Below are 13287 nucleotides of genomic sequence, written 5' to 3' on the forward strand. Positions count from 1 at the left end.
CAATTCGCGAAAACCCACCGCTCATGGACGAACGGCCTCCTACACCGGGCCCACAACCGAAAGTTCCCAGACTCCTCGAGAAGTACGATCTCGAGGGCGTCGGAGACGAACTCGAGGCCCACTGGACCCATCCCGACGAGCGAAAGAGTCTTCGAGCGCTCGCAGACTCGTTCAACGAACGCCTGCTGCGGGCCGCACTCGAGGATGCAGGCGTCGAGACAATTACCGAAGACATCGATCGCCTCTACGAGTTGCTCCGCGAGAAATCCGGCAGTCGCGGCGAACAATCGCAGGCCAGACGCCGCCTCAAGCGTGCCGGCGTCGACGTCGAAACGGTAACTGAGGAGTTCGTTTCGTATGGTGCGATTCGATCGTACCTCACGGAGTATCGCGACGCATCGTTGCCGGAGGCGACCGACGAGGACGTCCGACGCACGGAACGACAAGCGATCGACGGACTCCGAGAGCGAACGGTGACGGTAACCGAAAGCAAGTTAGCCCGATTACGACGAACGGATCGACTCGAGGTAGGTTCACACCGTGTCCTCGCCACCGTCCAAGTCGTCTGTGAGGACTGCCACGAGCAGTACGACGCCGCCGAACTGATCGAACGAGGCGGCTGTGCGTGTTCCGAATCGTGAACTCGAATGTAATGTGATACGAACGGTCGCCCATCCCATAACAGAAGTACTGTTGTTATGGGATATGGGAGAAGAACGATTTCAATGGCCGAAAAATGTACCGAGCGGGCAGATATCAATTGAGCCCCCGCTTGCAAAACGGCCGTTTCACTCTACGGAATAATTATTCCGTATAGGATAGTGAGATTATACAAACGACAGAACATAAACTTTCTGGTATGTAATTTAATGTGGTATTATATCGTCTAAGCCACCCATCGAAATGTGAACCAGTCCATCATTATAGTATATAGAGTCGTATAGGTCCCTGTGCACGAGATACTCCTACTATAATCGTTTTGATTATTTGTTCTACAAACCAAAAATATGTCATATATGTCGCCTGTGTTTATACCGTCCAATATTTTATAAAGGGTAACGCGGCCAACCAAGGTATGTCGAACCACCAACGAGTGACTCGACGGACGGCAGTACAACTGATCGGTAGCGCGAGCGCACTTCTGCTAGCCATCCCCGCAACAACCGCCGCAGAATCCGACGATGACGATACGGCTGTCGAATCGGCGTCGGAATCGACGGACGGCGCAACCCGATACATCGGTGTCGTCGACAGAATTGTCGACGGCGAGCACGTCGTCTTATTGCTCGAGAAAGACGGCGAACTCGTCGACGAACACGTCGCGCCACGGTCTGCGTTCGACGAGGTCAACGAGAGTGATATCATGGTCGTCGTTCTCAAAGACGACGAGTTACTCACTGCACAACAACTGCCAAAGCAACCGGGTGAAAGCATGCCGGAGAGTCAAAACCGACCGACGGCGTCTGATCTCGGTGAAGAGTTGTCGTAACTCACCGGCGCGAATAGCCGGGTTATTTGGAACGGAGATGTGGGTCTCGAGTAACCCCCTCGTGTGTGCGACTCGTCGTGGGATACACAGTGACACAGATAGATCGATCTGAATTCGAGGCTCGTAGCGTTCTCGTAGCGTTCTCGTAGCGTTGTTGATGAAAGAAATGGACTAACTCGGAACGTCAGGGCCGGCTCACTCGAAGCAGCATCCGCCGCTACACCTCCGACGTCCTGCATCCTGCTTCCTCGATGAAGAGTGCTTAGCCTGTACGGAGAGCACGGAGTGGTCGTATCAAGAGGTGTTCGAGTTGGTCATCACTCAGGGTAGATGTTAGAAGGAATTACTCACTTTTGGTATGGTGGGTTGATCGGGAACTGTATTAATCGCTGGTGACGGTCGCCGAGTAACGTAGAGGAGTCGTTGCTGAGTGGCGCTTGTCGGTGTCACCAGCGCTCTTCACCTAGATTCAGCTCAGGTGAGTACGCCAGCAACGTCACGAAGGCAAGGTCGTTACGGGCCGCCAGGTCCGCGAGGACCGACACCCGAAAATTCGTCGCCCGTTCGGCACGATCGTTGAGTTTTTCTCAGTTTTGAACATACCTGAGAACGTTCGTTTTCTTCTAGATCGATACCCACCAGTAACGGCTTGAACCAGCTACAAACCGTCTGTCGCTGTACATCGTATCAGCCGGCTAGTCCAGTCGGCGTGTCGCCGTTCTTGTACACTACTACCACTGAGAGCCGTTGTGTCGGCTTTTCCCTCAACATTGTCGATGACATCTTGTAACTCCGCGAGAGAGATTTCGGCGAAATCATCCACTGAAGCTACCACAATATACGGGTAAAAAGTTCTAGTGACTGCTATCGTTTACCACCCTGTCTGCTGGCGTGTCCGTCGAACGGTCGATGCGGTCTTTGATGGTTGTACTACGGCACAAACCGGTCAAACCACTTGGGTTCGCTCGCCTGACTGTCCTCTCACGAGTGATAGAAACGGTCAACCCGCATTTTGCGGATGCAAAACCCTTTTCGATGAGGCTACGGGAAGTGGAGTCAACCCGACCGCTCAGGCCTAATCGAGCGAGAGTAGTCCGATCGAAATTAATTGACGAGAAACAGCGTCTCGGTGAACTCGTGTTTCTCACAGCGCTCACAGAGGAATGTAACTGCCAAATTGCTGTCGTGGCGTCCAAACAATTGGACAGCAAGGATCACTAAGTCGATTGGAATGCGTACTGAATCACGTCAGTACCACTCATACGGCTATCCATTCGAACAGCGTGCAGTCCAGTTCACGTTTGTGAAGCGATAGGTGTGCAAACCGAACGATACACTTTTCATCCGCGTTCGGTTTCAGTCACGTATGGTAGTATCTATCAACACGATCGAAACGATTACCGTAATCGGTGGCGGGCAGATGGGGCGAGGAATCGCCGCGGTCGCCGCACTGACTGGGTACGAAACGTACGTGAACGACGTCGATCAATCTCAACTCGAAAATGCTGAGGAACGAATCGAGTGGTCGTACGAGAAGTCGGTCGAGAACGGATCCACAACGGAGGCCGAAATCGAGGAGGCACTGGACCGACTTACGTTCACGACCGACCTCGAGGAAGCGGCTTCCGACACGGACTTCGTGACTGAAGCGGCTGTCGAACAGCAGGCGATCAAGGAGGACATTTTCCGAGACCTCGACGAGGTCACACCGGAGGAGGCGATCCTCTCGACGAACACGTCGGGTCTCAATATTACCCGTCTCGCCGAAGTGACTGACCGACCCTCGCAAGTCGTCGGAACACACTGGTTCAATCCGCCCATGCTGATGGATCTGGTCGAAGTTATTATGACCGAACACACGCCCGAGAGCGTCGGCGATACCGCCGAGGCGCTTATCGAGTCGTTCGACAAGACGCCGATTCGGTGCAAGGTCGACATTCCCTCGTTTATCGTCAACCGGCTGATGCGGCCCTACGGCGAAGGCGCCGCGTGGATGGTGTATCGCGGCGAGCACACGATCGAGGAGATCGACTCTGCGATGAAGTTCAAAGAGCGGTTCCCGATGGGCCCGTTCGAACTCGCCGACTTCACCGGCGGGATACAACTTCGCGTCGAGGGGGAACAGGACCATCTCGAGGACGATCGACCGATGTCTTACGACACCGAAGTCTGTCCCATCCTCCATCAGTTGTACGATAAGGGCCGATACGGACGCAAGGCGAACGCCGGGTACTACGAGTACGATGAACGCGATGAGCCACAGATTTCGGTCGACGCCGGACAGGGGTTCGATACGCAACTCGTCTGGGCACCGATCGTCAACGAGGCGGCCAAAATGGTCCAGAACGACGTTGCAACCGTCGACGACATCGACACCGGTGCCCGACTCGGTGGCAATTGGCCGGTCGGGCCCCTCGAGAAAGCCGACGAGGTTGGCCTCGACGTGATCGTCGAGAAATTGACCGAGGTCGCCAGCCGTCACGAAGACACGAACAAGCTCGCGGAAACGTTGCCGTGTGACTTACTCGTCGAGAAGGCCAAAGCGGGCGAAACCTTCTACTAACGGTCTCGTTACACGTGAAATCGGAGCGTTGAGGACTGGGAACAAGCGCTTAGAGTTAGTTCAGTAACGACGGGACCCCGTCGCGCTTGAGCCAGCGAGCGATCGTATTCTGTTGAATTTCGTCGGTGCCGCCGGCGAACCGCCAACCGCGCTGGAGTCGGTAGAGGTACTCGAGTGGGTGGCCCCGTTGGTAGCCGTTCGCGCCACAGATCTGGAGCGATTCGCTGATCACGGTCTCTGCAGTCTGTCCGGAAAAGAGATTCGCCGAGCCGGTTCGTAAGGGATCGGGGACGCGGCCGTGCGCGACAGCGTCCTCTGCGACGCGAAACGTGAGCGAGCGAGACGCCTCGAGTTGTGTAACCAGTCGGGAAAGTTTCCACTCGAGACCCTGGAATTCGGCGATTGGCTGTCCGAACTGCTCGCGATCCTGTGCGTACTCGAGAGCGTACTCGAGTGCCGCCAATGCCCACGTATTCGAGATTGACGCCACAGCAAGGCGCTCCCAGTTGAGGGCCTTGAGTTGCTGCTTGAACGCGTCCTTGCCACGCGTGAGGACGTTCTCCGGTGGGATCACGACGTCTTCCATGTAGTAGTGGGTTTGCTCGTGGCCGGCCATGTTGGTGTAGTGGTTGCTCACTTCGACTCCTGGGTCGTCGAAGTCGACAACGACGGTACCGAGTCCCTCCGGGAATCTAACCCACGTAACGCCGGCTGATGCGGCGTCGAATCGTGACACCCACGTCTTCTCGCCGTTGAGTACTAGTTCTCCGTCCCGCTCTTCGACCGTTGTGTTCATCGAATGGACATCGGACCCGGCTTCAGGTTCGGAGATGCAGATAGCGATGAAGTCCTCGCCATCCGTCAACGGCGGTAGGTACTTCTCTTTGGCCGCGGGCGTACCGAACATGTCGATAGCCCGGGGCGCCACCATGTGCAGCGAATTCAAGAACGAAGCCGTATCCGGACAAACCCGACCAACCGCCTCGTTGAGCAACATCGCTTCGAGTTCGGAGAATCCCGCACCGCCGTATTCCTCGTCGAAGTTGATCCCCAGAAAGCCGTGGTCGGCGAGAAGTTCGATGTTTTCCCACGGAATCTCCCCCTCCCACCCATACGCCGCTTCTGAAAATTCGTTTTCTGCGAGGTCGGACGCCGTTTCGAGAAGCATCTCCTGCTCGTCGGTAAGCGAACTCATACCATAGCCTGTTCACCACCGCTATTTAGACGTTCTGTAAATCGCATCCGATGGGATCACTCCCAGCCGAAAGCGGCTGGGACCAATGGTTCGTAGCTATCGAGAGATTGGGTCGGTATCGAAGTCTGTCGCCGTCGGCTGGCAGTCATCGGTCGTCCGTGAATCGCCTTGAATCGAACGTTGGGGCACTCGGCCTGGCGAGGAAAGAGCGAGGGAGGAAGGAGATGCGCGAGATGGACGTAAAGACTTAGGTGGAAGTGTGCTAATCGCCAACTGATGGCAACACAGTCACCAGTGTATATCGCTGGCGCGTACGAACATCCGACACGGGAAGCGCCAGAAAAATCGACGATGCAACTGCACGCAGAGGTTGCACGTGGTGCACTCGAGGACGCCAATCTCGAAAAGGACTCGATCGACGCGTACTTTACGGCGGGAATGCCGGAGTACGAAAGCGGACTGACGCCGCTCATCATGGCCGATTATCTCGGCCTCGACGTTTCCTACGCCGATACCACGGACTTCGGCGGTTCTTCATATATCAGCCACGTTGGACACGCGGTTGCTGCGATTCGAAACGGCACCTGTGACGTCGCACTCATCACGCTCGCAGGGAGACCGCGCTCACGAGGGCAGGCAACCGGGTCCGGTGCTCGAGAGATTCGGACGACGCAGGACAGCTTCGAACGGATTTACGGCGCGACGAACATCGGCATGTACGGCATGGCCGCACAGCGACACATGCACGAATACGGGACGACGCCCGAACAACTCGCCGAAATCCGCGTCGCCGCATCTCACCACGCGCAATTCAACGAGCACGCCATGTATCAGGATCCGGTGACGGTCGACGATGTCGTTTCCTCTCGCGTCGTCGCCGACCCGTTACACCTCCTCGATTGCTGTGTCATTTCCGACGGTGGGGGTGCACTGCTCGTCGTCTCCGAGGACGTCCGATCCCGTCTCGAGCACGAGTGCGTCGAAGTACTCGGACACGGCGAGTCAATCGGCCACCACCAGGCCGGTCGAATCGACCTTACACGCACCGCCGCCCGGGAATCGGGTAGTCGGGCGTTCGACGAAGCGGGGCTGGACCCGACGGACGTCGACTACGCCTCGATTTACGATTCGTTTACGATCACTGTCCTCGAGGCGATCGAGGATCTCGGGTTCTGTGCAAAAGGCGACGGCGGTTCGTTCGTCGAAGGTGGGGCGCTCAAGGCCCCGAACGGCGAGTTGCCGTTCAATACAGACGGTGGGGGCCTGTGTTCGAACCATCCGGCCAATCGCGGCGGGATGACGAAAGTTATCGAAGCGGTACGACAGCTTCGCGGCGACGCCAACGACGAGGTGCAAGTCGACGCCGATATCGCACTCGCTCACGGCACCGGCGGCAGTATCGGGACTCGCCACGGCGCCGCAACGGTCGTACTCGGAGGCGAAGACCGATGAGTTGGGAGCCACGTCCGACTCCTGAGATCACTCCCGAAACGAAACGCTACTGGTCAGCGGCCGCCGACGAGACCTTGCTCGTTCGAGAGTGTGGTGACTGTGGACTCGTCCACCACTATCCTCGAGCGTACTGTCCAGACTGCTTCAGCGACGATGTCAACTGGCGAGAGGCGACCGGTACCGGGACAGTCTACTCCTATTCGGTGACGCGAACGATGAGCGGATGGCCCGACGACGACCTGCCGCTGATCGTCGCCTACGTCGAACTCGATGACGGCCCGCGAATGCTGACGAACCTCGATTGCGACCCGGAAGCGCTCGACATCGGAACCCGCGTCGAGGTTCGCTTCGTCTCTCTCGAGTCGGCGGACGCTGCCATTCCGGTGTTCGTCCCGCTCGAGGAATAACCAGCCGACCGTATGTTGACGTTGGTGTGTGGTTACTGGCGACACTTTTCGACAACCGAAGGAGGCCAGCTCGAGGGTGCAAGGAGCTAGAAAACTGGGAGAGTCGAACTGTGTTGCGTCTGTCATACGTCAGTGAAACCGAGGCGATTCTCGAGGACAGAACACCGAAACAGGAAGAACTGTGCTATTCGTCCGGGAAAAGCGAGCAGCGGGGGAGTGACCATCGAAACACACAGCGTCAGCAGCTGTTCGCTTACCGACCTTCGAACTCCGGCTTTCGGTCCTCTAACCGCGCACTGAATCCTTCCGTGTAATCGTGAGTATCGTCCAGTTGGGTACCCAGTGCTCGCTCGTACGCAAGCCCTTCCTCGAGGGGCATCTCCAGAGCAGCGTTGAGCGCTTTGCGAGCATGTTCCATTCCCAACGGAGCGTTCTCGGCGAGTTCGTCCGCGAGTTCGCGGGTGCGGGAGTCGACGGCCTCCGGCTCGCAGACGTCGTTTACGAGGCCGACCTGCGCTGCCGTTTCCGGATCGATAAAATCGCCGCTCAAGACGAGTTCCTTTGCCTTCGCCAACCCGATCAGTCTCGGGAGGCGCTGCGTGGCACCGCCGTGTGGGAACGTACCGAGTTGTACCTCGATGACACCGTACTTCGCGTCGGTGGAAATGACGCGAAAGTCGGCAGGAAGTGAGAGTTCGAATGCCCCGGCCGGTGCTGCACGCTTGATCCCGACAACGGTCGGAACACGCGCGGTATCGATCGTTTTGATTACCTCTCCCAACAGGTTTCCAGTACTACTCTGTGTCTCTTGCTCACCTCCTTGCTCGCCTCGCTCTAACATCATCTCGAGGTCCATTCCCGCACAGAAGACCGGGCCCTTACCGAGTAGCGCGATGGCGCGTACGGAATCGTCGGCGAGAACCTCCTCGAACGCTCGCTCGAGATCTCGAAGCACGTCTTCGTTCATCGCATTGCGTTTCTCCGGGCGATTCAAAACGACGTCACCACGGTGTCCATCGACGTCTACGAGCACGTTTCCTGTGCCAATCTCACGCATATGGCGTAGTCAACAATCGCAATAATAATTATACCGGTATATTTCTACGTTTCTTTCAGCGATACATAGGTGGAGATCGATTACGCGCGTCCGTTCAGAGCGTGCCGAGTCTGGTCGCTCCGGGACGTCGAAGTCGCTCCAGTTTCACTACACGAGAGTGTGAAACACACTTTGTAAGTTGTCCACACCCAACACAGGACGCCATAAATAACACCCTTAGTGTGTTATCGGGTGAGGATAATACGAGTATCGAAGCAAGAACGTAAACGAACGTTACCAACGTCAAAACCGACACGCCACTACACTGTAATTCCAAACGACTCGAGAGGGGAGCGCTACGAACGATCAACACTGCGCCACGCTGACTGCTGTGATTCCTCGACACTCGGCGAATAGCAAAACAGCGGCGCTGAGGGAAGATTCACCGTCAACTGATCACCACGTACGACTACCGTCGATGGCGACTCGTCGTCGGAACGGAAACGAAAGCGTCCAACACTTCGACCGTTGTGACAGGTGGCCCTGCGGTAATCGGCATCTACGTTCGCTCGAGCGCGAGGTCGGTTCTACTCGAGTTCGACCTTTCGTACCTTACCGCTCGTCGTTCGGGGTAGTTCCTCCAGGAATTCGATCTGCCGAGGGTGTTTGTACGCGGCGAGGTTGTCGAGTGAGAACTCCTTGACGTCCTCGGCCGTAACGTCCTCGCCGGCGGAGGTACCTGGTGTCGGGACAACGAAGGCTTTCGGGACTTCGTTCCGTCGTTCGTCGGGAATACCGACGACGGCAACGTCGGCAATGGCGTCGTGTTCTCTCAGCAGATCTTCAACTTCGCTCGGATACACGTTGTAGCCTGCGGTGATAATGACGTCCTTCGCTCGGTCGATAATCTCGTAGTAGTTGTCCTCGTCACAGCGAGCGATGTCTCCTGTCCGGAAGTACTCGTGCTCGTCGAACGCCGCCTCCGTTTCCTCGGGCAGGTTGTGGTACCCTTTCATCACGTGTGGCCCTCGAACCAACAGTTCGCCTTCTTCTCCCTGTGAGACTTCGTTTCCGTCGTCGTCGACGATCTTGGAATCGGTCATCCGGAACGGTTGCCCGATCGAACCGAGTCGCGGACCGTACGTAGAATCGTGGCCCGCATGAGTCGCACCGCTCGTCTCCGTGAGCCCGTATCCCTCGTACATCTCCACTCCCGCAACCGACTCGAACTCTTCTTGGACCGTAACCGACATTTTTGCGCCGCCTTCACCGACCGACTCGAGACTCGAAAGATCGTAGTCGCCGAACGACTCGTCGTTAACCATATCGACGAACATCGCGGTAACGCCGTTGAACGAACTGATCTCGTGTTCTTCGATCGCCGCCATCGCATCGGCTGGATCCCACTGGGCGGGATCACGAAGGTAGACGCAACCGCCCTTGAGTAGCGGTTGCCACGTGCAGTGATAGACCCCGGTTGTGTGATACAACGGCAAACTCACCAACACCCGTTCGTCGTCAGGGTCGTCAACACCGGAATCGACCCCCGAAAAACCCTGCGTTCGAAGATTTTTGTGAGTCGAGAGAACGCCCTTCGGCTTGCCAGTCGTCCCGCTCGTGTACAGTTGTGTCGCCACGTCGTCGTCGGAACGGTCGACGCTGATTGGATCTCCATCGACCGCTTCGAACGGGACGTCCTCCGGTCGAGCATCGCCAACAGTAATCACCAGCGGATCAGCTTCTGTGGCGGTTAGCGTCTCTGCGACGACGTCCCGAAGTCGTTCGTGAGTGACGATTACCTGGGCATCGGAGTCAGTGAGTTGGTGTTCAAGCTCCCGCGATTGGTACTGGGGATTCGCCGGCGACACCGGCGTTCCCGCTTTGAGACCGCCAAAGAACGCGATCAGAAACTCCGGACAGTTTGGAACGTAGAGCAACATCCTGTCGTCGGGTTCGATCCCTCGATCTGTCAATCCACCAGCGAAAGCCGCGGATCGATCGCGAAGTTCGGCGTGGGTTAGCGTCCGATCATCCATTTTGATCGCTGGCTTGCTACCCCGTTCTGCGGCGGTAATATCGTGTAGCTTACTAGCATTTCCAGTCGCCGCGTCCCGAAAGTCGGTACGTTCCATGTGTACAATAAACACTCTCCACGAGGCAATGTGAAACTACCGTTTGGCCGGAATCAACGAATCGACGGAACTTATCCGCCGATTCGGTCGCCGAGCACGCTGACGATGATCATAATCGCAACCAGTGTCGTCGCGAGCGCGCTGATCTCGGGACTGAGACCCGTCTGGATCTGATTGAAGATGATAATTGGAACGGTCGTCGTTCCGGGCGTAACGAGGAACTGCGTCGCGGTGAACTCGCCGAAAGAGATGACGAACGCGATCAGCATTCCGGCGATCATCGCAGGTGCGATGACCGGAATCGTTACGTTAAGCGTCGTCTCTAATCGGTTCGCACCCATAATCATCGACGCGTCCTCGAGGCGGTCGTCGAAGGTCAATAGTCGAGACCGGACGATAAGGAACACGAACGGGAGTGCCAGAATCGAATGCGCGAGGATGATCTGGGGGTAGCCTCGAGGTATCGAGAGAAGCCCTCCGAACCGGAGGAAGGCGACGCCAGTAATCACCGGCGAGATCATCAGGGGCAACAACATAATCGTAGCGAGCGTCTCCTTTCCGCCGGTCTCGCTTCTCACGAATCCAAACGCAGTGATCGTACCGATGACACCGGCGACGACTGCTGTCGCACACGCGACGATCGTACTCACGATCATCGCATCGATGAGTCGCTGATTTTGAAAGAGCGTCGCATACCATTCTAACGTGACACCGTCGGTTGGGAGCGTTGGCGACGATTGGACGGTTAGCGAGGTTGCGATGACGACCACCACCGGGATGAGCAGAATCGCGTAAACGAGCAGAATAATGGGGTAGAAAGCCAATCGAGTGGTAAGATTCGTCATAGGTCGCTAAGCACCTCCGAGATGTTCGCGTAGCGGTTGAATATCCCGATTAGGATCAACAGCGCGACCGTAAAGACGACAGAGAGCGCTGCTGCGAGCGGGATGCTGTACGAGAACGATTGTTCGATAACGTTTGCCATCATGAAGTCTCCTGGGCCGCCCAGAATCGCCGGCGCGAGGAACGATCCGGCGGCGAGGATGTAGACGAATAGGGCGCTGGCAACGACGCCGGACAGACTCAGTGGGAAAATAACCGTCCAAAGTGTACGTATAGGCGTCGCTCCGAGAATTTTCGAGGCGTTAACCAGTTCCTCATCGATCGACTGAAGGGAATTGTAAATCGGAAGAATTGCAAACGGCAACAACGCACTCGTCAGTCCGATTATGACCCCAGACGTCGAGAAGAGGACGCCGAAATCGGTCCCGAACACCTGCTGGACCGGTCCGGTTGGGAGGAAAAACAACGAGACGCCGAAGAACCGGATGATGATCGCGATCCACAGCGGGAGGAGGACGAACCCCAGCATCAACATTTGCCGCTTGGCCTTGAAGGCGATGTAGTAGGCGATCCAGTAGCCAAGTATCAGGCACACGACAGTCGTAATGAAGGCGTAGGCCATCGTCCGGCCAAGCGTCCACAGGTACGTACCGCTCAGTGCCGTGCTGTAGTTCTCGAGCAGCGATCCCTCGCCGAAGTTGAGGCTCTCGAACAACAAGACGACGACTGGGATAATAAAGAAAATCGTCAGCCAACCCAGTCCGACTGCCATTAGTAACTTCGGTGTCGATCGATCCTCGAGCATCGAGATTGTCGGGAGTTCTGGAAGTTGGACGTTCCCGAATTTCATACGCAAATCACCTTCTCGGGATCGAACTGCACCGCAATTTCGTCGCCAACGTTCAATTCATCTGACGTCCGGCTAAACGCCGTCATCATCGTGCCGTCGTCGAGTTCGACTTCCAGTTCCGCGCGGTGGCCGAGGTATTCGATCGTTGCGATCGTCCCGACGAACGTGTTCACTTCGCCGTTGACCTGCGACGGGCGACGAACGTTGATTTCCTCGGGGCGGATGTACGTCGAGATGGTATCATCTTCTATCGATTCGACGTGCCCGTTCGATTGGACGTGGATTTCTCTCGACCCCGATTGGACGACTGGAGAGCCAGCATCGACGACCTCACCTTCGAACTTCGTCGACTGGCCGAGGAACTCCGCGACGAACTCCGTTTCTGGACGCTCGTAGAGGTTAGACGGATGGCCCTCTTGTTCTTTCTGTCCTTCGTTCATCACGATCACTTTGTCCGACATCGACAGGGCTTCGGACTGGTCGTGGGTTACATGAAGCGTAGTCACGTCGACTTCCCGTTGGATCGACCGAATTTCGTTTCGCATATCTTCACGGAGCACGCGGTCGAGTCCCGTGAGTGGTTCGTCCAAGAGGAGGATGTCCGGTTCGTAGACCAGCGCTCGTGCGAACGAAATTCGACGCTGCTGACCACCACTAAGTTCGTCGGGTTTGTGGTCAGCGTGATCCAGCATTTGGACCATTCCGAGGTACTTCTCGATTTGTGCGTCGTAGTCGCCCTCGAAACTCTGCATTTTCAGACCGTACTTGAGGTTCTCTTCGACGGTCATATGTGGAAATAGTGCCGAGTGCTGGAACACCAGTCCGATGTTACGTTCGTACGGTGGAACGGTCGAAACGTCGTCACCTCGGAGGCGGACCGAACCGGAGGTGGCTTCGATAAGCCCTGCAATCAAGTGCAACGTCGTACTCTTTCCACAGCCACTCGGTCCGAGCAGCGTGGCAAACTGTCCCTCTTCGACACGAAACGACACGTCGTCTACAGCGAGCAAGTCCCCGTAGTATTTTGTAAGATTTTTAATTTCTAACATGCGTATCTTCTCTCTCAGTAATTATCTACTCGATCGGTTATTTCGTTGTGTACCTTGGAGCCCGATCTCAATGTTGACTGTCGCCGAGCGATACGGTCACCCCATGTGCACTGATCAACGTCAGTAGGCCCGGTTCATCGAATTGTGGTCCAAAAAACGACCGACGCAACGATAGATGGGCCACGATACCAGTGCACATATTTCAGTGAAATCCCGCCCCCAGTATTAAACATTATGTTTCTCTCATTTCATCTCATCTAAGAAATATTCT

11 protein-coding genes are annotated in these 13287 nt (G+C 56.3%); 5 read left to right on the top strand and 6 right to left on the bottom strand.

The window, feature by feature from the left end; all coding sequences use genetic code 11:
• The first annotated feature begins 23 nt into the window (after positions 1 to 23).
• The 3 genes from rdfA to BB347_RS11380 all read left to right on the top strand — a co-directional run bounded on the left by rdfA (position 24) and on the right by BB347_RS11380 (position 4052).
• A complete protein-coding gene (gene rdfA, locus BB347_RS11365; protein WP_076581526.1) occupies positions 24 to 641 on the top strand; it encodes a rod-determining factor RdfA in 618 nt (205 codons plus the stop codon).
• A gap of 434 nt (positions 642 to 1075) precedes the next feature.
• Positions 1076 to 1489: a hypothetical protein gene (locus tag BB347_RS11370; RefSeq protein ID WP_076581528.1), complete on the top strand. Its 414-nt coding sequence runs from the start codon at positions 1076 to 1078 to the stop codon at positions 1487 to 1489.
• Between the two features lie 1366 nt (positions 1490 to 2855).
• Positions 2856 to 4052, top strand: a complete 1197-nt coding sequence (locus BB347_RS11380; RefSeq protein WP_076581529.1) for a 3-hydroxyacyl-CoA dehydrogenase — start codon at positions 2856 to 2858, stop codon at positions 4050 to 4052.
• A 55-nt stretch (positions 4053 to 4107) separates the two neighbouring features.
• On the opposite strand, the gene BB347_RS11385 is transcribed toward BB347_RS11380, so the two are convergent.
• Positions 4108 to 5247: an acyl-CoA dehydrogenase family protein gene (locus BB347_RS11385; protein ID WP_076581531.1), complete on the bottom strand. Its 1140-nt coding sequence runs from the start codon at positions 5245 to 5247 to the stop codon at positions 4108 to 4110.
• 276 nt (positions 5248 to 5523) lie between these two features.
• Here BB347_RS11385 and BB347_RS11390 point away from each other — a divergent pair, with 276 nt between their 5' ends.
• Both BB347_RS11390 and BB347_RS11395 read left to right on the top strand, forming a co-directional pair.
• Positions 5524 to 6699 (top strand): thiolase domain-containing protein, encoded by a 1176-nt coding sequence (locus BB347_RS11390; protein ID WP_076581533.1) that lies wholly within the window; start codon positions 5524 to 5526, stop codon positions 6697 to 6699.
• Entirely contained in the window at positions 6696 to 7106 is a 411-nt protein-coding gene (locus tag BB347_RS11395; RefSeq protein WP_076581534.1) for a Zn-ribbon domain-containing OB-fold protein, read from the top strand. The genes BB347_RS11390 and BB347_RS11395 overlap by 4 nt, the downstream gene beginning before the upstream one ends.
• A 253-nt stretch (positions 7107 to 7359) precedes the next feature.
• Here the strand turns inward: BB347_RS11395 and BB347_RS11400 are convergent, their stop codons facing one another.
• From BB347_RS11400 to BB347_RS11420, 5 genes are all read right to left on the bottom strand, one after another.
• Positions 7360 to 8163 (bottom strand): enoyl-CoA hydratase/isomerase family protein, encoded by an 804-nt coding sequence (locus BB347_RS11400; protein ID WP_076581536.1) that lies wholly within the window; start codon positions 8161 to 8163, stop codon positions 7360 to 7362.
• A 566-nt stretch (positions 8164 to 8729) separates the two neighbouring features.
• Positions 8730 to 10274: a class I adenylate-forming enzyme family protein gene (locus tag BB347_RS11405; protein ID WP_076581537.1), complete on the bottom strand. Its 1545-nt coding sequence runs from the start codon at positions 10272 to 10274 to the stop codon at positions 8730 to 8732.
• 71 nt (positions 10275 to 10345) lie between these two features.
• The gene (locus tag BB347_RS11410) at positions 10346 to 11119 is read right to left on the bottom strand and encodes an ABC transporter permease (protein WP_076581539.1); all 774 of its coding nucleotides are present in this window, start codon (positions 11117 to 11119) and stop codon (positions 10346 to 10348) included.
• The gene (locus BB347_RS11415; protein ID WP_076581540.1) at positions 11116 to 11967 is read right to left on the bottom strand and encodes an ABC transporter permease; all 852 of its coding nucleotides are present in this window, start codon (positions 11965 to 11967) and stop codon (positions 11116 to 11118) included. Before BB347_RS11415 ends, BB347_RS11410 begins: the two co-directional genes overlap by 4 nt.
• Positions 11964 to 13016 carry an ABC transporter ATP-binding protein gene (locus BB347_RS11420; protein WP_076581541.1) on the bottom strand — a complete coding sequence of 351 codons (1053 nt, stop codon included), beginning with the start codon at positions 13014 to 13016 and terminating at the stop codon, positions 11964 to 11966. Before BB347_RS11420 ends, BB347_RS11415 begins: the two co-directional genes overlap by 4 nt.
• Positions 13017 to 13287 lie beyond the last annotated feature (271 nt).

The sequence above is a fragment of the Natronorubrum daqingense genome (genome assembly GCF_001971705.1).
GTDB lineage: Archaea > Halobacteriota > Halobacteria > Halobacteriales > Natrialbaceae > Natronorubrum > Natronorubrum daqingense.